Raw genomic sequence first — 19,696 nt, 5'->3', positions numbered from 1 at the left:
TTGCATAAGGGCGTGGGCGCGGATAACATAGAAGAAGATATGTAAAATGCCCGAGAAACCACGAGGAGGTTCGTTCTATGTTCCTTGCAGCAGCTGCGGAAACCGGTTCCAATTTTAAAACATTTGATATTTTCATGATTTTGTTTACGATCTTGATCTTTATCGGTGTAGTCCGCTTATTAACTGCCCGTCAGAAGAATAAATTCGCAATCGCTTTCGGCATTGTCAGTCTGCTCGTTTTTCTCTACTCGGACTATGCGATGATCATGAATTGGTTCAGCTCCAGTCAATGAATGAACAAGATACATAAGAGGACGTCCCGCTGTTACACAGTGAGGGCGTCTTTTTTTCGTCTATGTGCGTTTATAGGATAGGGGTTTTGCACAATGGAAGGAAAATATTAGGGTAAAATTAGGTCTTACAGCAATTGTACAGGCCATGCCCCTGTGATACATTGAGGAGTACACGTAGCCATGCAGGCTAACGTGCGGAGAGGAACGGGTGAAGAGATGAAGATTTCTGGGAGTAGAAAGGCCGTAGGCACACTATTGAGTATAACACTATTGCTCGGCGTAGGGATGTCGCCCTTTTCCGTGACAACGGCAGAGGCAAAGTCCGTTAGCGAAAATACAAGCAGTAGCAAATATACATACGAACAGGATCCGGTCCCGCAGGTGATTAAAAATATGTCGCCCTCTGTTGTCGGAATCATCGGCAAGACATCTGGAGGAAACACTCAAAGTGGGGAAGACCGCTATAATCTTACTCATGGTACAGGGGTTATCTTCAAATCGGATGGTTGGATTATTACGAACGCTCATGTTGTCGATGGGTATACGGGGATTACGGTCGTTACGGCTGACAATAAAACATACAAAGCAAAAAAAGTATTTAGCGATACGATTAGTGATATAGCATTAGTCAAAATCAACGCTAAATCGCTAACACCTGCCAAGTTCGCCAAGAGCAGCCGTTCGGCTCAGGTAGGTGAGCAGGTTATCGCGATTGGTACACCGGTCTATTTCACGCTCCGCAATTCCGCGACGGTAGGTGTGGTCAGCGGCCTCGACCGGAGTGTGGACAGTTCATACCGGCTGATTCAGACGGATACGGCGATTAACCCCGGGAATAGCGGCGGACCGCTCGTTAACCTGAAAGGTGAGGTCATCGGCATTAATAGTATGAAGTTTTCTGGCTTAGAGGTCGAGAATATGGGTTTCTCCATTCCGACGGAAACTGTCCAATATGTGACCAGTCATCTGCTGAAGTACGGTGAAGTGAAACGGGCAGGATTGGGACTCGCATTGGAGGAAAGTTGGTCTGCGATCGTAGGCCTTCCGAGTGATGATCCGTTGACTGTCACAAAGGTGCTGTCGGTTCAAGCCAAGAAAGCTGGAATTAAGGAAGATGATGTGCTCTACTCAATCAATGGGAAACGAGTGTATTCGGTAGTGGATATCAATGAAATGCTGAAGAATTTTATGCCTGGGGCAAAGGTAAACGTGTTAATGCAAAGTGATGGGGATATCGTAAACCGCATGCTCACACTCAGTAGTGAAAATAAAACAGACGCTATTGCGGCTATAGCGGTAACAGGGGAGGAGCAGTAATGATGAAAGCAGAGAGCACGGTTGTTCACAACAAAGTATGGCGTACATCCGCCGCACTACTGGCTGCCTTCGTACTTAGCGCCTCCTTATCGCTGCCGGTGTGGGGAGACTCGATAGAGAAACGGGTGCTCACCCTGCAGAAGGGAAGCAGTGCCGCTGTCGTTAACGGCGAGTCTTATACGATTGCCAAACCGTATATTAAGCAAGGCACGGTTATGGTTCCTGTCGGTGTGTTCAAAAAAGCATTCGGTAGCGAAATTAAGTTGGAAAGCAGCAGCCGCGTTCGGGTTCTCCAGGGACCCCATGCTGTAGTAATGTCCATTGGCAGCACTACAGCATGGGTGGATGGGAAGAAGATCAAGCTAACGGTGGAACCTCAGATGGTGTCAGGTACACTAATGGTCCCTCTTCGTCCGGTAGCAGAAGGTATCGGTGCCAAGGTATCTGCTGACAAAAACGGCAAGCTGAGCATCAGCTTGGACGTGACGGATAAAGATGAGTCGACACAAAACAATTCGGGCATCGACGCTACGGCTGGCAAGACACGGATTGGCAACAGCTATTACGAATGGAGCATGAATTACCCTTCGGGCATGGTTATCGGAAGTGGCGCGGATAATGAGAGCGTTGCGGTGTTCTCCGATGCGACCGGACGTTATTATCTGGAGGTTCATGCCACGCCGCAGCAGGTGAAGCTGGATACTGAGGATCTTTTGCAGAGGCTGGTGAAGGACGCCCGCAATTCAGGCGATATTGTTCTGGACCGGGAGATCGTGACGCGGGCAGTAGTGCCTTATGCACGCATTATTTCACGTGATTCGGAAGGCGTATTGTGGGAAGGCCGGGGATATTACGCGAATAACAAGGTGTACGGAATTTATTTCGCCGATGGGGATGCTTCACACTATAAGGATTTGGATAAATACGCCGGACTGCTTAATTCCTTCAAGCCATCCTTTAATGCAGGGGATAAGAGTCTAAAGGATCTTTCTTCGATTGAAAATGGACTCCGCAGTGTCGTGAATCCGGACTACGGTATTGTGGCGGGTGTTCCGGCAAGCTGGGCGGTCAACAATCAGGAGATGTTTTATGGAGATGAGGAGAAGGGCTATTTGTCCATAAGGGTGACCTCTGCGCCGAAGGGAATGGCGGGTACGCTTAACGGCTGGGTTGACCAGATGAAGAGTTGGCTTGCGGAAGCATTCGTGCCGGAATCCTACGAAGTGGTTGGATTAACTCCAGTGAATATTAACGATGTAAAAGGTCAGCTTCAGGAGGTTCGCTACAATTTTGGCGACGGATGGACGACGGAGTACGAGGTCATGCTGCAAGAGAATGGCTACCGCTATTATTTAGAATATACCGTACCTGAGGGACAAGCAGAGACCGCCAAAGCATGGAAAGATGTGCTGAATTCGATATATATTGATTATGATGTTGTTCCAGCCGACTTTGGCCGGATCGATGATGAAGACTTTTTGATGAATAAATCTATAGTGACAGTCAAGAGCTCGAACACTTATCGTTACAACGTAGCTATTCCGCGCTACTGGACAGCGATCAGTGACCGCTTTGAGACATCAAAGGTAGAGTACGGATTTGTCGGAGGCAGCTTCGAGATAACGGCTGATAAAGAGACAGAGGCCGAATACGTGATCAGCGGGTTGAAGCAGTATTACAAGGAAGCAACTTCAGGCAGCAATAGTGAAGTTAAACTTCTCGGAACAGACAACATCACGTTTGCCGGAATTCCGGCTGTATCGTTCAAGGCGCATCAGGTGAAGGATAAAATTGCGTATACGTCCAATCAGATCGTTTTTGAAAGCGGCGGTATAACGTACACCATATCGACGGTGCTCAATGATGCGAATGCTACGGAAGCTCAAAAACAAGCCATCGAGAAGGCACTGGCCTCGTTTGAATTGGTGAAGTAAGGGGTAGGCTATAATTAAGATGATAAATTATTAAAAGAATGAGTTAAATTAAACCACTACAACGAAGAAGGCGGAATCATTCTGGAGAAGCGTAGCGGGCGCCTTTGTCCACGGATTTTAACCCATTCTATTCAAAATTCAGAAAAATCCGGGGGCAACAGTGATCGGAAGAATGATCCGCATTCGTAGTGATGCATAGGCTGAAGTTTACTTGGATAGTACCATTGATAAAGAGCCAAACAGTTCACCACTGCTTGGCTCTTCTTATCGTTAATTCTAGTGTGTATAGGGATATACTATTTTTCAGAGGAAGAGGGGACGAGATGAGAGAGTCTTTGAAAGATTTGTTTTCAACGTCTTTTGTGGAGTCGTTTGCTATTAAGGTAAAGAAGAAATATCCGGCTTTTAATACGGAGCAATTCAAGTCGCTAATTCACGATGAGGCATGGGAGGATGAAGAGTTCAAGCAGCGCATAAGGCATATTACATATGCTCTGACGGGGACGCTCCCAACTTCTTATGTCGAAGCTTTGGATGTTCTTTATGAGGTGGCTCCAGAATGCAGGGGAATCGAGCATTTGTTTATCCCTGACTTTGTGGAAGTGAATGGTATGGCGGATTTTGAACGATCCATGCAGGCGCTGGAGTTCTTTACGCAGTTCTCTACCGCGGAGTTTGCCGTTCGGCTGTTCATTATTCGGGAACAGGATAAGATGATTGCTCAGATGACAGAGTGGGCGCAGAGCGATAATGAGCATGTCCGCAGGCTTGCAAGTGAAGGATGTAGACCGCGTCTTCCTTGGGGGCAACAGCTGCCTGAGTTAATCCGGGATCCGGGTCCTGTTTTGCCGATTCTGACATTGCTGAAGGAAGATAAGTCGCTGTACGTCCGGAAAAGTGTGGCTAACCATCTGAATGACATTTCGAAGGATCACCCGGAATTGGTGTTAGACCTAGCGATGAAGTGGTACGGAAATCATCCGCTAACAGATTGGATTGTAAGACATGCTTTGCGCACGCTACTGAGACGGGGCGATGTGCGGGCCTTGGCGATTTTTGGATATGAAGAGCTTGAGGAGACCATGGAGGTTGCATCCCTGCAGGTAAAGCGTCCGGTCATTGCCGTGGGTGAGGATTTGGAGTTTTCTTTTACGTTAATCAACGGGAGTGATCAGGCGAGCTCGCTTCGAATTGACTATGAGATCGGGTACATGAAGGCGAATGGGAAGCAGGCGCCAAAGCGCTATAAATGCTCGGATAAGATGTACGCTCCAGGCGGCCATAAGGTAACGAAAAAGCAATCCTTTAAAGTAATCTCAACTCGGCGCTTCTATCCGGGAGAGCACAGTCTGGATATTTTGGTGAACGGAAAGAGGATGGCATCCGTTTCGTTTGTGCTGGAGGAGTAGCTGGTGGGGACGCTAATCTGGTGTAGCGAATGCTTCCGAAGTAAGCTTTTCTATGAAAGTGCAGGGCTAAGTTTCTCGCCCTTGCCATTTCATAGAAAAGCTTAGCGTATGCTTTCGAAGTAAGCTTTTCTATGAAAGTGCAGGGCTAAGTTTCTCGCCCTTGCCATTTCATAGAAAAGCTTTTAGTATCCCCCCACATTTGGTACACTAGACAAGTTAAAGAACCATAGGTCTCTAGACGGTGTGATTCGCGAAAGAGAGCTACTGTTGACGTTGGATATGTAATTTTTCTGAAAGTAATGAGATATTTACAGTAACCGGCAGGACTTGCTGGTTTGGGAGGATATAGATGGATACAAAAGGTTTGCGAAGAGAAGACGTGGAGCTGCTGGCACCCGCAGGGGATTGGGATTGCATGCGCGCTGCCGTGGCAAACGGTGCGGACGCGATCTTTTTCGGTGTAGAGAAGTTTAACGCGCGAGCACGTGCCAACAACTTCCGGATGGACGAGCTGCCGGAGATTATGGGATTTTTGCACAGTTATGGTGTGAAGGGATTTTTGACGTTTAACATTTTGGTGTTCGAGAATGAGATGGAGGATGCCAAGGAACTGATTGACGCTTGTGTTGATGCAGGTGTGGACGCGGTGATTGTGCAGGATCTTGGTTTGGTGAAGATGATCCGTGAGATTTCTCCGGATTTTCCGATCCACGGCTCGACGCAAATGACGATTACATCACCGGAAGCGGTGGAGTTTACGAAGCCTTTTGATATGGAGCGGGTTGTACTGGGCCGCGAGAATAATCTGAAGCAGATTCAAAAAATTGGTGAGCAGGCAAAGCTGCCGATGGAAGTGTTCGTGCACGGGGCGTTATGCGTATCCTATTCTGGTCAGTGCTTGACCTCCGAGATGTGGGGCGGCCGTTCGGCGAACCGCGGAGAATGCGCGCAAGCATGCCGTTTGCCGTATGATCTCATGGTGGATGGCGTACAAAAGCCAATGGGCGATGTGGCATACCTGTTGTCTCCAAAAGATTTGGCGGCTATCGATCTTATGCCAGAGCTGATTGAAGCGGGCGTCATGTCCTTTAAAATCGAAGGACGTCTGAAAACTCCAGAATACGTAGCGAACGTGGTTAGCAAATATCGGAAGGTCATCGATCAGTATTTTGACGGAGATAATTCGAAGCCAAGCAAGGAAGACGTACGGGAGCTGCAGCAGAGCTTTTCGCGTGGCTTTACACATGGTTTCCTAGATGGAACGAATAATAAAAAGCTGGTGGACGGCACGTTCCCGAAAAGCCGGGGTGTATATCTGGGCCGGGTAGAGCAGATTCTTCGCGACGGTGTGGTATGTAAGCTGGAAGCACCGCTGAAGCGCGGCGACGGTATTGTGTTTGACGCTGGTGATCCGACGAAGAAGGAAGAAGGCGGACGTGTATACGATGTCCGTCGTAAAGGCGTAAAGCTTGAGAACGAAGCCCAGGAAGGCTGGATCGTTGACATCGTGCCGGGCCGCAGTGATGTGGATCTACGCAAGCTGCATGTCGGCGACCGGATTTGGAAGACTAACGATCCGGCGCTCGACAAGCGTCTGCGCCAGACGTTTGAGACAGACAAGCCGTACCGGGTGTTCCCGGTACATGTGCGTGTCAGCGGACGTCCTGGACAGCCGCTGACAACTTGGTGGACCGATGTGCAGAAGGGCACAACGGTTCAGGTGGATTCGGAGCTGGAACTGGAGATCGCCCAGAAGCGGCCGATGAATCGTGAGCTCCTCGAGGAGCAGTTCGGCCGCTTGGGCGGAACAGTGTTCCAGCTGGAGCAGCTTGACGTCGAGTTGTACGGAGACGTCATCGTCCCTATGCGCGAGCTGAACAACATCCGCCGTCGTGCGGTGGAGCAGCTTGCAGGCGAGCGTCCGAAGCCGCCCGTGTATGTGAAACGGGCGGTGTCGGTTTATGGCGATGCGGCGAAGCCAGCAGCGCCAGTCATGCGCGGTGAAGCGCAGCTTACCGCGCTGTGCCGCAGCCTCCCGCAAGTAGAGGCTGCAATCGAAGCCGGCGTGGAGATGATATACGCCGACTTCGAGTTTATCAAGCAGTTCCCGGCAGCAGTAGAAGCCGTGCACGCCGCAGGCAAGCAGATTGCGCTGGCTACGCCGCGCATTCATATGCCGGGTGAGAACGGCTATCACAACAATATTTTGCGCCTGCAGCCGGACGCCGTGCTGGTTCGTAACACCGGTGCATTGTATTTCTACCTGCGCTACCGGATGGAGAACCCGGACAAGAAGCATCCGCGCCTCATCGGTGACTTCTCGCTGAACATCGCCAATCATAAAGCGGTCGATCTGTTCCTTGAAGCTGGTTGTGACGCTGTCACACCTTCGTATGACTTGAACATCCAGCAGATGGTTGACTTGCTCGGCAAGGCGGATACGTCCAAAATGGAGATCGTTATCCATCAGCATTTGCCGATGTTCCATACGGAGCATTGTGTGTACTGCACGTTCCTGAGTGAAGGAACGGACTTCACGAACTGCGGCCGTCCTTGTGAGGAGCAGCGCGTGTCGCTTCAAGACCGGATCGGCATGTCTCACCCTGTGCGGGTGGACGAAGGCTGCCGTAACACAGTTTACAACGCCATCGAGCAGTCCGGTGCAGAATATCTGGCCAACTTCATGGAGCTCGGTGTATCAAGCTACCGAGTCGAATTCCTGGAGGAGACTCCTGAGCAGGTGCACGAAGTCATCGACCTCTACAACCGCGCTCTTCGCGGTGAGATCAGCGGCACTCAGGTATGGAAGAAGCTGAAGGCAACGAACCAGCTCGGCGTAACGCGTGGGCAACTGGTGAAGTAGGGCAGAAGAGGGTTACACTCTATAAATTTATAAGAGCACGATTGAGGGATAAAGCCTCAATCGTGCTCTTTTTGTTATTTTACATACGAATCATTATTGTTGCTTTTCCATGACCAACACTGCTTCCGTTCGCTTATCCTGTTCCATAGCATAGGAAATACACCGCTCCACAAAATTCAGAACTTCCTCAGATACTGGGTACAGCCCAGACTTTTCTACAGGCTGTTTCCGCACCTCCCAGAACTTGTTCATCAGTTCCTCGTCCCCTCCGAAAGTTTCATTCGAAACCTCGATCAAACTCGAAGCAATTTGGTACCCTTCTTCTGACTCTGGTGCAATAGACTGCTCTATACACCATTCGATTCGCCGTAATAACGAAATGTATTGCTGGGTCATCCGGTCGTTGTTACTGAGATTGGGAAGAGCTTGCTTCAAGAACAGACGTTCATCATCTTCAAAGTAATCCATCCATTTTTTAGAGCTGGTTTGAGCGATTCGCACGAGACTGGATACTCTCTCCCACGATATCGAACCTTCCAGATCTATCATATTGATTAAGGAATTTGTGTTCGAAATACTGCTCTGAAGTAGGGTCAACTGTTCTTGAAGATGATTGTGATGTGCGATTAAAATATCCCGAAATGACAGCTTTTCCAGCACATTTTGGATTTCCTCGAGTGGCAGTGAGAGCGATTTGAGCAGTGTGATTTTTTCAAGGGTGAAAAGATCCTCTTCAGAGTAGTGACGCCGGCCGTTATCGTCTTTAAAGCTGGGGGTGAGAAGACCGATCTGATCATAATAACGCAGTGTGCGGACAGAAACATTACTCTGCTTCGATACTTGTCCGGTGGTCCATCGATTCATGCTGTACCTCCTGAAAAAAAATCTTGCAGGTGACGTTGCGTCACCTTTTATAGTGGAATTATATCACAGGAGATAAAGGGGTATGAGCAATGAATAGCAGCGTGACGAAATGGAAGGAACAAGATAACTGGACATGGAAAGAGTTTGTAGCTTTGCTACTGCTCGAGTTTGTATTCGTAATCGGATTTATCAAATTTGTAGTAAAGCCTGCTTATACACAGTGGCTTGGAAACGAGCTGTATTCGGGAACTTTGACGGGACTCACAATAGCAGTTGTTCTTACGGCAGGATTGTACTGGGTTGCACTTCGTCCAAAACGGCTGTCATGGAGTGAATTAGGTGTAAGATCATTTCCGGCGAAGGATTGGGGACGCATTCTCTTATGGACGCTACTATTAATCGTTGGTAGTGTACTGGTCATGGTACTTACCAGTTTTATCGGGAATACGTATGAGAACAGTAAAACGGAGGCTATGCAGCAAAATGTAACCTTCTTCACCGTATTAATCGCTTTTGTATCGGCAGCGATCATTTCCCCGCTCTATGAGGAAATATTTTATCGCGGCTTTTTATACCGTTGGCTGCGTACTCGCCTAGGTATGCGCTGGGCGATTCTGCTGAGCTCGCTGATCTTTACGGTTATCCACATTCCAACATATAATGCGATGCCGGTAAACTTTTTGGGTGGTGTTGTCTTTGCATGGGCGTATGAGCGGAGTAATTCGATATGGCCGGCGGTTATCATTCATGGGTTGGTGAATGGGATTGCTGTGATGTTGACGGCGCTTGGGTAGGTATATCTATGTAAAAGGCTCAGATGACTGATATAATAGTCTGAAAAACAGATGTCAGGCCGATTATTCCTTCCTATTCTGAAAGGAGCCCATACATGAAAATACGTAAAGCCATTATCCCAGCAGCAGGACTAGGTACGCGTTTCCTTCCCGCAACTAAAGCCATGCCTAAAGAGATGCTTCCGATAGTAGATAAGCCGACGATTCAATATATCATTGAAGAAGCAGTCGCATCAGGAATTGAAGATATCATTATTGTTACAGGTAAGGGCAAAAGAGCAATCGAAGATCATTTCGACTCTTCATTCGAACTGGAGCATAATCTGGCGGAAAAGGGTAAGTGGGGTTTGCTTGAGGAAGTGCGTCGTCCTTCTGAATTGGCAGATATCCATTACATCCGGCAAAAGGAACCGAAGGGTCTTGGTCATGCCATCTGGTGCGCCCGTAAGTTCATCGGAGACGAGCCTTTTGCGGTTTTGCTCGGAGATGACATTGTAGAGGCCAACGTACCATGTCTGAAGCAGATGATAAATGTCTATGATACCTATCATTCTGCTGTGGTAGGTGTACAGCCGGTATCTTGGGATGAAGTGGATCGTTATGGAATTGTGGATGGGCGCGAAAAAGCTGACAGAATTTACGAGACATCTAGACTGGTTGAGAAACCTAGCAGAGACGAAGCGCCTTCTAATCTGGCTATTATGGGACGTTATATTTTACCGCCTGTTATTTTTGAGATTTTGGAAGCACAGGAAGCTGGTAAAAATGGTGAGATTCAGCTGACAGATGCGTTGTCTACCTTGTCGCAAAAAGATCCAGTATTGGCGTATCATTTCGAGGGGAATCGTCATGATGTAGGAGAGAAGCTTGGGTTTATTGAGACGAGTATCCACTACGCGCTGCAGCATGAGGATTTGCGAGAGGGACTCATGAAATATATGAGAGGTATCATAACGGAAGCTGTTCAAAACAGTAATGGTTAATATTATATAAAACAGTGGGGCAGCTCTTGGTAGGATGATAGTTTCTACCAGAACCGCCCCGTTGCTTTTTCTAGAGTTGTTGCTCGGCTAACTGCTGAATTTCTTGCTGGGAGTTTGGATTGACCTTCATCAGTTTGTCCATTAAAACTTCATCGCTTTGTCCCTGCTTTTGAAGGGAAGCAAGGTACCACTGTGCAATATCCTGATTGGCCGTCTGAGACAGATCTTCTTGAAGGCCGATCTTTAGGGTAGCTGCTGCCTTATCAGGCTGATCGGTGATGAAGTACATTTTGCCCGTGTTCAGGATCATTTCAGGAGTGTTTTCAAACGCCCGGCCTTGGAGTTGGCCTTCTGGCAGTGTAGTAAGATGCTTAATACCTGCTTGTACTTTCTCGAAAATCTCGGTTCCACTCTTGAAGTACTTATCTTTTGAAGCCGTATCGCCTGTTCCCAGTGCTTGATAGCCCAAGTCAAAGGCTTGATTAACAATCTGCTCATGCCATTCAATATCCCACTTGAACTTCTTGGCATTCGCCATAAGAAGATCGAAGGCTTTATCTTTCTCATTTTTCAGTTGATAGCCCTGGATAAGGCGATTGATCATGAATTTGTTGCTTGGCTCGTCCTTCAGAGCTTTGTTTAGAAGTTCGACGGACATATTGTAGAAGGTTTCATCCTGGGTCTGTTTATAAACCGAGTGATATAGAGAGGACAGGAGAAGTACGGAGTCTGGATGGCTTGGGCGTATGCTAAGATCCTTATCGAGAGGAGCTTTAATCTCTTCATAAGACTTGCTTGTTTGGGCCACTTTCCGAGCTTCCAGTGCTGAACTGCTTGCCTGAATATATCGAACAGACGTAATCAGGATCACGATTGCACCGATCCCTACGGCACCACTGTATATCCCTCTGGCTGTCGTATCTTTTATCTTCCATTTTGTCAGCGGCTTGCTGTCCATCACGGCTGCCATACCACCGAGTCCAAGGAATACTAGAATCCCGAGAAACACATAACTCATGTTAAAGTCTAGAGTACTGTGCATCAATATGGATAACACGATAATCACATACAAGAAGTGAGAATTCCGGCCTTCTTCATCGGCCTTTATGTAACCGCGAATATATTTGTAGAAAATATATAAGATACACGACATGAAAATCAGGAATCCGACAATCCCGACTTCAATCAAATACTGTATGAAGAAGCTGTGAGCCTGACGGCTGGTGTACGGGTTATTTTGGTACTGTTCGTAAAGCGCAGCCCAAGCTCCTCCGCCTGCTCCGAATATCGGATAATCGGCAACAACCTTCATCGCATCTTTATAAAATGTAAAGCGTTCCAGAACACTGTGCTGGTTAAGGTTGATGTTATCCAGACGAATAGCAATGTTCTGCGGCAGAATGTTCTTCACACTCGTGCCGATGAATAGGAAGATCAGCAGTCCGCTTAGAACAACGGAAGCGACTGGAATCCATAGACTGGATCCTTTTTTCGCAGACCATCTTTCCAGCCCTTTATCTAGCATTGGAGCAACATATGTTTGAATGACCCATCCGAGCACTCCGATGATTACGGACACACCGAGCAAGATCCCCCAACCTTTGAAGGCACCACTAGCGCTAAACTTTTCATTCAACTGCAGCCCCAGTTCTGTAACGGGCTTGGATATAAGTAACGATGCCACACCTGCAATGGCGCAGTATAGAATCCATAGGATTTGCTTCGCCGGTTTCAGGAACATGAGTAGCAGAACGAATACTACCGGCAGCATTACAAGTCCGCCCCGAGACAATGTCAGCAGTAAGGATACGATGATTGGCACCAGCATGAAGCTGTGGAAAGCCTGGATGTACCATTTACGTGAAGTAGTAATATAGAAGATAGCTGCGAACAAAAATGCCATTAGAAATGCAGCATATGTATTAGCGTACTGAAAGACGGAAGTTAGACGCAGGCCGTTCGAGTCTACCATTACAGCGTTTGTGTAGATGCCGTTCAAAACCGTCTTGGAGAACCAGTTTACAATTGCACCTGCGGTCTTTCCCTGTCCAAACCAATGCAAAAGTCCGAAAACTACGATAGCATAGGCTACCGTCATGATAGTTGTTTGGATTACTCGGTTGCTCATTTTGTCACGAAGTAGATATACCGCGATAATGAACATAATGGCATAAATGCACTGGACAATGACCATGTTCATAGCTAGATAATGGGAAGCAGCCCCTAACAATGAAATAACATAGGATAAAGGAAGAAGAAGGACGCCTACTATTAGCCAATCCCGTTGATCATCCAATCGGATGCTTTTAAAATATTTGGCGATCCATAGGAACAGCAGAACACAAGCAGCAGCAGCTGCCTGGAAAATGGGTTTCTCAAACTCTAGCATTTGGCCATTAAACAACGCGGTTTGAAAAGGGGCCCAGGCTAGAAAGACTATAAGACCAATTAATACTGCTGATAGTGGTTCGGACGTTCTTTTAACGTTTCTCGACCTCTTGGCATTTTTTCCGTATACTGGATTAAACAAGGTTTCCATTCTCCCCTTTATGTGAGCTTCGACAATATTTTAGCATACATATGGAAAAGAATGGAGTCATCTTTCTCTTTAAGAGGGATACAAGAAAGACTAGTTCTGAAGTTTGTAATCAAAAATATCAGGTGGGGTGGATATATTTGAAAGGAATAATACTGGCAGGCGGTTCTGGTACACGACTCTACCCTTTAACAAAAGGTGTATCTAAACAAATATTACCTATTTATGATAAACCAATGATTTATTACCCTTTATCAGTTCTGATGCTGGCAGGGATTAGAGAAGTATTAATTATATCTACACCTAGAGACTTGCCTGTGTTTAAAGAATTGTTTGGTGATGGTAGACAGATAGGCATGAGCTTTTCCTATCAAGTTCAACATGAACCTAAGGGGCTTGCTGAAGCTTTTATAATAGGCGAAAAATTTATTGGTTCTGATTCGGTGTGTCTTGTTTTGGGGGACAATATCTTTTATGGACAGCGATTCAGTGAGATTTTGCAGAGGGGATATGCCCTTCAAGAGGGGGCTATGATTTTTGGTTACTATATTAAGAACCCAGTTGATTATGGTGTGGTAGAGTTTGATGATAATAACAAGGTTATCTCTATTGAAGAAAAACCCCGACAACCTAAATCGAACTATGCAATACCTGGACTTTATTTTTATGATAATGATGTTGTGGATATTGCTCATCATGTTCAACCCTCTGCCAGAGGAGAATTGGAGATTACCGCAATTAATGAAGTGTATTTAAATATGAATAAATTAAAGGTTGAACTGTTTGGTAGAGGTATGGCTTGGTTGGATACAGGGACTCACCAAGGTTTGCTTGAGGCGAGTAATTATGTGGAGGCTGTGCAAAAAAGGCAAGGCTTGTATATAGCCTGTATAGAAGAAATTGCGTTTAGGATGGGATATATTAATGCCTCAGAGCTTGAAGGACTGGCTGAATCTTTGCTTAAGACGGATTATGGGGCGTATTTAGTTGATATAGCTAATAGTGAATTAATGTGAAGTCCTTAGAAATTAGATAAAAATGTGGGGTTCGTTCCATGATTAGAAAAGTGATAGATGTTTATAAGAAGTATGGCTTCCTTCTTTCTCAATTAGTAGAAAGAGATTTCAAGACAAGATATAGACGATCAGTATTGGGAATATTATGGAGCTTATTAAATCCTTTATTAATTATGATTGTACAATACTTGGTATTTTCGACACTATTTCGCTTTGATATTCCGAACTATGCGGTATATTTACTCACTGGTATTGTTATGTTCAATTATATGTCTGAGGCCACTTCCCAATCTATGACCAGTATTATCAAAAATGCATCACTTATTAATAAGGTTTATATTCCTAAATATATTTACCCAGTATCCCAAGTACTGTCATCCGGTGTGAATTTTTTATTTTCCTTGTTGGCTTTATATATAGTGATTATTTCACAAGGATTGACGATTAATTTTGCACATATTGCAATTTTATTCGCTATAGCCTGTATGTGCATCTTTATCCTAGGAGTATCTCTATTTTTAGCTTCAATGATGGTGTTCTTTCGAGACACACAGTTTTTGTACAGCATAGTGCTAACAATTTGGACTTATCTGACACCTATTTTTTATCCTGAAAGTATTCTTCCGAACTATATGATGTCTGTAATGGAATTTAATCCGATGTATCATTTTATAAGATTTATAAGATTTATTATTTTAAATGGCGGTATTCCTGATCCTAAAGCATGGGTTTATTGTGCCATTTTCGCGTTCTTATCGCTTCTTGTCGGGTCATTCGTGTTTAAACGAACACAGAATAAATTTATTCTTAATTTATAAGGGGCAGGATTCGTCTTGATAGAATTAAATAATGTTTCGATGAAATTTCGTATGGCAAATGACCGAATTATGAATCTTAAGGAGTACATTGTTAAAAAGATATCAGGAAAACTTGAGTATAAGGAGTTCGTAGCGCTAAATGATATATCCTTTTCTATAGAGAAAGGTGAGGTTATAGGAATAGTTGGCAGCAACGGCGCTGGAAAGAGTACGCTGCTTAAAATCATCTCAGGGATTCTGACACCTAGTCAAGGAAGTGTACAAATAAATGGTAGTATTGCTCCTATGCTCGAGCTAGGCGCGGGGTTCGACATTGACTTAACAGCAAGAGAAAATATTTTTCTGAATGGCGCAGTATTGGGGTATTCCAAAAAATATTTAACTGATAAATATGATGAGATTGTTGAGTTCTCAGAACTACAGGAATTTATTGATGTGCCTATTCGTAATTTTTCTTCGGGGATGACAATGCGATTAGCTTTCTCTATTGCAACACTAGTAAACCCGGATATCCTAATAGTGGATGAGATTTTATCTGTAGGTGATGCTCACTTTCAAAAGAAAAGTTCCCAAAGAATGCAGGAGTTAATGAGTGGAGGCACGACAGTTATTTTGGTTTCTCACAGTATTGAACAGATTCGACAAATGTGCACGAGAGTTCTATGGCTTGAGCACGGGACTTTAAAGATGATCGGAGATACTGATGAAGTTTGTGATGCTTATATTAATTCAATAAATGGTGTGTCACAGGAAGACTCAAAAGTGTTGAACTCTTATAGAAATGATTTATACACTCCTACTTGTATAACAAAATATGATAATCAGTATTTCATTGTAGATTGTTGGCATCATCGAGTCATCTATAATAATAATCTCACTGCGCCTATTAATAAGTGGAGAGCATTTAGAGGGGATTTCACTAGTCCACATTCTCTTGCATCTGATGGTAACGTTTTTTTAGTTGAAGATACTGAGAATGATTCAGTTAAGGTTTTTCGGAAAAGAGGTTCAACTTTCATTGAGACACAAATCATTCGACAAATTGGGCATCAACCTAACAAATTGGTTTATGATTCGAATAATAAGTTGTTTTATGGAATCGCTGCATCGTCTCAACAAATTTTTGTATTAAAAAATACGGGAGAAGATGTAATAATCGAAAAAATCAAGAAACTAGAATGTTTAGAAAATTCTTATGTTAGAGCTATTAGTCTTATAGACAATAAATTATATATTGTTTCTGGTCCCGGTAAAATTATAGTCGTTAAAACATTCGATTTATCCTTTGAATTGATGTGTGAGTACAAAGTACCGTTTGAATTGCAAGGAATGAATGACATAATAAAAATTGGTTCCTATTATTATATAAGCGTATATCAAAATGGAGCAGGGGATATCGCTCCGAAATTAGTCAGAACGCAGAATTTAGATAAATTAGAAGCGTATTATGAGGATATTTATGATCAATTATATTTAAAGGGAGTGCCTTATTATTTTACCTTGTTGGATGAAAGGGTATTTTTAACAGAAATTGATTCGTATTCATCAATTAAGTCATTTAAGGTAATTGAAGACAACATTTGCGATATTAAAATGCATTATGATGTCGGTGCCCCTAACGAATCTTCTTTAAAAAGACGTAACTCTAGATTTGCTTAAGAAAAATGATAGGTGGGGGGTGATTATATGGCAAGGCTGAATCTCGACTATTATGAATCAAGTACCGACGAGGTATATTCCGATGGTGATATTGAATATGAATTGTTGCAATACGCTAAGCAGGATGAATATGACTGGTTTAATGATGGAAGATGGCCCGTAGTATATCACATGTCGCATCTTCGACATAACATATTAAACTGGTATCCATTTAAAGAGAATAGTACTATTTTAGAAATCGGAGCAGGATGTGGCGCTCTAACTGGGCTATTTTGCGAACGAGCTGCCAAAGTAGTTGCTGTAGAATTAACTAAACGTAGGGCAGAAGTGAACTTCCAGCGTCACCAACATTACGATAACCTTGAAATTGTAGTTTGTGATTTTCAAAGCCTCCCTTCTGAATGGAAATTTGATTATGTAATTATAAACGGTGTATTAGAGTATGCTTCATATGTGGTTAAAGGTGAAAACCCATATGTAAATTTCCTTGAAATTTCTGCTCAACATCTTAAGCAACATGGTAGGTTACTGCTGACCATTGAAAACAGACTAGGTTTGAAGTATTTCTCTGGTTCAAAAGAAGACCATACAGGCAGGTATTTCTCGGGGATAAATGGTTATGTCGAAGAAGAGAAAGTACGGACGTTCTCTAAGGAAGAACTGACTGAACAAATAAGTAAGGCAAAATTACATGTAATTAAGTTTTATTATCCATACCCTGATTATAAATTTCCTGCTGAAATATTTACCGATACAACAGTGTGTAACATGCTACCAACTGTGTCAGATTATCCTTTAGATATAGCAAGAACAAGATTCTTTGAAGAAAGAAATGTTTACAAATCTTTTGTGAGTCTTGGTGTAATGGATAAATTCTCTAACTCCTTTATGGTTGAAATATCAAAAAACTCAGAGGAAACTCCGGCTGATATTTCATATGTGAAGCTGAGTGCAAATAGAAATGAGAGATTTCGTATATTTACCTACATTGATTCTGATAGAAAGAATGTTTATAAAAAGTTTCTTAACCCACTAGGACGTAAGCATCTTGCAAATATGCAAGGATATAGTGACTACAAGTATGTTCATAGAAGTATCAAAAATACAGTGGGTCAAGTGTGTGAGGGTGGGCTCTCTTTCCCCTATATTTCAGGAAAAAGCCTAGAGGAAGTATTACTTACAGCTATAAGTCTAGGAGATATTGAAGGATTTATAACCCAGGTTAAGCGATTCCGTGATAATTTGTATCAGGGTATAAATCTACAAGGGCAACAAATTTCCAATGAATTTCGAAAAATATTTGGAGATGTTGAAATTCAACAGGATCTCCGATGGATTAACGATACTAATATAGATTTAATTTCGGGAAATATTTTTATTATCGGAGACTCCTATCAAGTCATAGATTATGAATGGCATTTCCCAATTAAAATTCCCCAAGAGTTTGTTATGTGGCGAATGCTAAAGCAACTTATGAATGATCACAATTTAAGTGGATTTTTGACTAAGTCACTCTTTTACGAATTGTTAGATATTAGCGAGAAGACTGAGCAATGTTTTTCTGAGTGGGAGGTTTATTTTTCTAAAGAATATGTTGGTATAAGAGATTTGCACTCACTTTCGAAGGACATTATTCCGATCGATATAGAAAAAGCTGCAGTACAGCAAATGAAAGAAAATGTATTGCAAAGTACGTTGTTTTATGACATGGGGAATGGGTTTCAAGACACCAATTACGAAAGATGTAAGGTTGTTTCTACTGAGTCTGGCTTTACAGTGACATTTTCTAAGAAGGATCTGAACCTAGCCGAAAAATTAAGGTGGGATCCGCTTGAGGGAATGGCTAGTTGTATTCAAATAGAAAAGATTGAAACTGACGGAACGATAGATGAAATTATACCACTTAATGCAGAGAAATATGTAGAAGATAAAGGTTATGAATTCTTCACTTTTGATCCTCAGTTCGAGTTGAGGGGGGATTTTACGAAAGCATCATATTTAAGTGTCATTTTCTCGTGCATTGTTTTAGATTGGACACAGGGTTATCAGAAGCGAGAAGAGGAAATGAATCAGTATCGTCTAAAGTTAGAGGAACAATGTATTAAAAATCAGAGTGTAGAAACCGAACTAAATGATTTTAAGAATCTATATAGCAGTGCCCAGGCTCAATTTAATGAGAAGTTAGCTCAGTTGAGTGCGGTGCAGACAGAATTGATTGCTACAAAAGAACACTTAAATAGCATATTAAATGAACTGAATAGAAAGGAAAATGATCTGAATTATATACTTACTCAAATGAATGAACATCGGATAAAAACAGTGGTAAAGGTATTAATGAAAGGATGTATTACTAGGGGGGCAGCCGATGAGTAAAGTCAGTATCATAATGCCCTGTTATAACGATGGGGAGTATATTGAAGAAGCAGTAGCTTCGGTCTTTGCACAAACCTATAAAAATATCGAACTGGTTATTGTTGATGATGGTTCTGACAATGAGCAAACACTAAGTGTTCTAAGCCGTTTATCTGGCCCTGACATTAAGCTTCTTAAAACTAATCGTGCCAGACCAGCTGGAGCAAGAAATACAGGTATCACTCAGGCAACTGGGAAGTATATTTTGCCATTGGATGCCGATGACATAATTGAACCGGATTATGTGGAGAAGGCAGTTCAGGTGCTTGAGAAAAATGGACATATTGGTGTTGTCTATTGTTACGCAGATCTGTTTGGGGAGAACAATGGTAAATGGGAGCTCCCTAATTATTCACTAGACAAAATGCTACTAGATAATATTGTTTTTGTGACGGCATTATTCCATAAAGAGGACTGGGAAAAAGTGGGTGGATTCAATACCGATATGGAACACGGTATGGAGGATTACGATTTTTGGCTCTCCATTTTAGAGATTGGTAAAGAAATCTATCAAATTCCTGAAGTGCTGTTTCATTATCGGATAAAACCGGCCTCACGTACGACTGAATTTTTAACTAATCCTAATATCGTGAAGGAAACTTATCGAGATATCTATCGTAATCACCCAGTGCTTTATGAGAAGTACAAGGACCAATATGCTTTAATTTTGCGAGACGCTCTTATAGATCAAATATTTTTTAATAGAACACTACAGGAGAGTATCCTCATCTTAGACAAGATCAAGCGTATTCCTATTCTTAAATCATTCATAAAAAAATTTATTATGAAATAAAAGAG

14 protein-coding genes are annotated in these 19,696 nt (G+C 43.4%); 12 read left to right on the top strand and 2 right to left on the bottom strand.

Going from position 1 to position 19,696, the window contains the following annotated elements; all coding sequences use genetic code 11:
- Positions 1 to 77: 77 nt before the first annotated feature.
- The 5 genes from MNQ98_RS27050 (at position 78) to MNQ98_RS27030 (ending at position 7,816) form a co-directional block, all read left to right on the top strand.
- On the top strand, positions 78 to 293 hold the full coding sequence (locus MNQ98_RS27050) for a DUF2759 family protein (protein WP_241930942.1): 216 nt from the start codon (positions 78 to 80) through the stop codon (positions 291 to 293).
- Positions 294 to 473: 180 nt separating this feature from the next.
- The gene (locus MNQ98_RS27045; RefSeq protein ID WP_241930941.1) at positions 474 to 1,610 is read left to right on the top strand and encodes a S1C family serine protease; all 1,137 of its coding nucleotides are present in this window, start codon (positions 474 to 476) and stop codon (positions 1,608 to 1,610) included.
- Entirely contained in the window at positions 1,610 to 3,544 is a 1,935-nt protein-coding gene (locus tag MNQ98_RS27040; RefSeq protein WP_241930940.1) for a copper amine oxidase N-terminal domain-containing protein, read from the top strand. The genes MNQ98_RS27045 and MNQ98_RS27040 overlap by 1 nt, the downstream gene beginning before the upstream one ends.
- Before the next feature lie 323 nt (positions 3,545 to 3,867).
- Positions 3,868 to 4,953, top strand: coding sequence for a DNA alkylation repair protein (locus MNQ98_RS27035; protein WP_241930939.1), 1,086 nt, complete (start codon positions 3,868 to 3,870; stop codon positions 4,951 to 4,953).
- Between the two features lie 349 nt (positions 4,954 to 5,302).
- On the top strand, positions 5,303 to 7,816 hold the full coding sequence (locus MNQ98_RS27030; RefSeq protein WP_241930938.1) for a U32 family peptidase: 2,514 nt from the start codon (positions 5,303 to 5,305) through the stop codon (positions 7,814 to 7,816).
- Between the two features lie 93 nt (positions 7,817 to 7,909).
- Here the strand turns inward: MNQ98_RS27030 and MNQ98_RS27025 are convergent, their stop codons facing one another.
- Complete coding sequence (locus tag MNQ98_RS27025; protein WP_241930937.1) at positions 7,910 to 8,680, bottom strand: MerR family transcriptional regulator; 771 nt, start codon at positions 8,678 to 8,680, stop codon at positions 7,910 to 7,912.
- 89 nt (positions 8,681 to 8,769) lie between these two features.
- On the opposite strand from MNQ98_RS27025, the gene MNQ98_RS27020 reads away from it, so the two are divergent.
- The gene (locus MNQ98_RS27020; RefSeq protein WP_241930936.1) at positions 8,770 to 9,474 is read left to right on the top strand and encodes a CPBP family intramembrane glutamic endopeptidase; all 705 of its coding nucleotides are present in this window, start codon (positions 8,770 to 8,772) and stop codon (positions 9,472 to 9,474) included.
- 95 nt (positions 9,475 to 9,569) lie between these two features.
- Positions 9,570 to 10,457, top strand: a complete 888-nt coding sequence (gene galU / locus MNQ98_RS27015) for a UTP--glucose-1-phosphate uridylyltransferase GalU (protein ID WP_241930935.1) — start codon at positions 9,570 to 9,572, stop codon at positions 10,455 to 10,457.
- A gap of 70 nt (positions 10,458 to 10,527) precedes the next feature.
- Here galU and MNQ98_RS27010 read toward each other — a convergent pair whose 3' ends face one another.
- Positions 10,528 to 12,987, bottom strand: a complete 2,460-nt coding sequence (locus MNQ98_RS27010) for an O-antigen ligase family protein (protein ID WP_241930934.1) — start codon at positions 12,985 to 12,987, stop codon at positions 10,528 to 10,530.
- A gap of 146 nt (positions 12,988 to 13,133) precedes the next feature.
- Here MNQ98_RS27010 and rfbA point away from each other — a divergent pair, with 146 nt between their 5' ends.
- The 5 genes from rfbA to MNQ98_RS26985 are packed head-to-tail and all read left to right on the top strand — an operon-like array spanning position 13,134 to position 19,691.
- On the top strand, positions 13,134 to 14,009 hold the full coding sequence (rfbA, locus tag MNQ98_RS27005) for a glucose-1-phosphate thymidylyltransferase RfbA (RefSeq protein WP_241930933.1): 876 nt from the start codon (positions 13,134 to 13,136) through the stop codon (positions 14,007 to 14,009).
- Between the two features lie 38 nt (positions 14,010 to 14,047).
- Entirely contained in the window at positions 14,048 to 14,827 is a 780-nt protein-coding gene (locus MNQ98_RS27000; RefSeq protein ID WP_241930932.1) for an ABC transporter permease, read from the top strand.
- Between the two features lie 15 nt (positions 14,828 to 14,842).
- A complete protein-coding gene (locus tag MNQ98_RS26995) occupies positions 14,843 to 16,486 on the top strand; it encodes an ATP-binding cassette domain-containing protein (RefSeq protein ID WP_241930931.1) in 1,644 nt (547 codons plus the stop codon).
- Positions 16,487 to 16,513: 27 nt separating this feature from the next.
- Positions 16,514 to 18,859: a methyltransferase gene (locus MNQ98_RS26990; protein ID WP_241930930.1), complete on the top strand. Its 2,346-nt coding sequence runs from the start codon at positions 16,514 to 16,516 to the stop codon at positions 18,857 to 18,859.
- On the top strand, positions 18,852 to 19,691 hold the full coding sequence (locus MNQ98_RS26985) for a glycosyltransferase (RefSeq protein ID WP_241930929.1): 840 nt from the start codon (positions 18,852 to 18,854) through the stop codon (positions 19,689 to 19,691). Before MNQ98_RS26990 ends, MNQ98_RS26985 begins: the two co-directional genes overlap by 8 nt.
- Positions 19,692 to 19,696: the final 5 nt, after the last annotated feature.

Origin of the sequence: Paenibacillus sp. N3/727, assembly GCF_022637315.1 — a bacterium.
Lineage (GTDB): Bacteria > Bacillota > Bacilli > Paenibacillales > Paenibacillaceae > Paenibacillus_AQ > Paenibacillus_AQ uliginis.
Note: the sequence above shows the minus strand (reverse complement) of the source record. Positions and strands in the feature narration are given on the sequence as shown.

Coding starts and splice junctions, on each gene's coding strand:
- MNQ98_RS27020 (WP_241930936.1), top strand. CDS start 8,770: ATGAATAGCAGCGTGACGAAATGGAAGGAACAAGATAACTGGACATGG.
- MNQ98_RS27035 (WP_241930939.1), top strand. CDS start 3,868: ATGAGAGAGTCTTTGAAAGATTTGTTTTCAACGTCTTTTGTGGAGTCG.
- MNQ98_RS27025 (WP_241930937.1), bottom strand. CDS start 8,680: ATGAATCGATGGACCACCGGACAAGTATCGAAGCAGAGTAATGTTTCT.
- MNQ98_RS26985 (WP_241930929.1), top strand. CDS start 18,852: ATGAGTAAAGTCAGTATCATAATGCCCTGTTATAACGATGGGGAGTAT.
- MNQ98_RS27050 (WP_241930942.1), top strand. CDS start 78: ATGTTCCTTGCAGCAGCTGCGGAAACCGGTTCCAATTTTAAAACATTT.
- MNQ98_RS27040 (WP_241930940.1), top strand. CDS start 1,610: ATGATGAAAGCAGAGAGCACGGTTGTTCACAACAAAGTATGGCGTACA.
- MNQ98_RS27000 (WP_241930932.1), top strand. CDS start 14,048: ATGATTAGAAAAGTGATAGATGTTTATAAGAAGTATGGCTTCCTTCTT.
- MNQ98_RS27045 (WP_241930941.1), top strand. CDS start 474: ATGCAGGCTAACGTGCGGAGAGGAACGGGTGAAGAGATGAAGATTTCT.
- MNQ98_RS26990 (WP_241930930.1), top strand. CDS start 16,514: ATGGCAAGGCTGAATCTCGACTATTATGAATCAAGTACCGACGAGGTA.
- MNQ98_RS27030 (WP_241930938.1), top strand. CDS start 5,303: ATGGATACAAAAGGTTTGCGAAGAGAAGACGTGGAGCTGCTGGCACCC.
- galU (WP_241930935.1), top strand. CDS start 9,570: ATGAAAATACGTAAAGCCATTATCCCAGCAGCAGGACTAGGTACGCGT.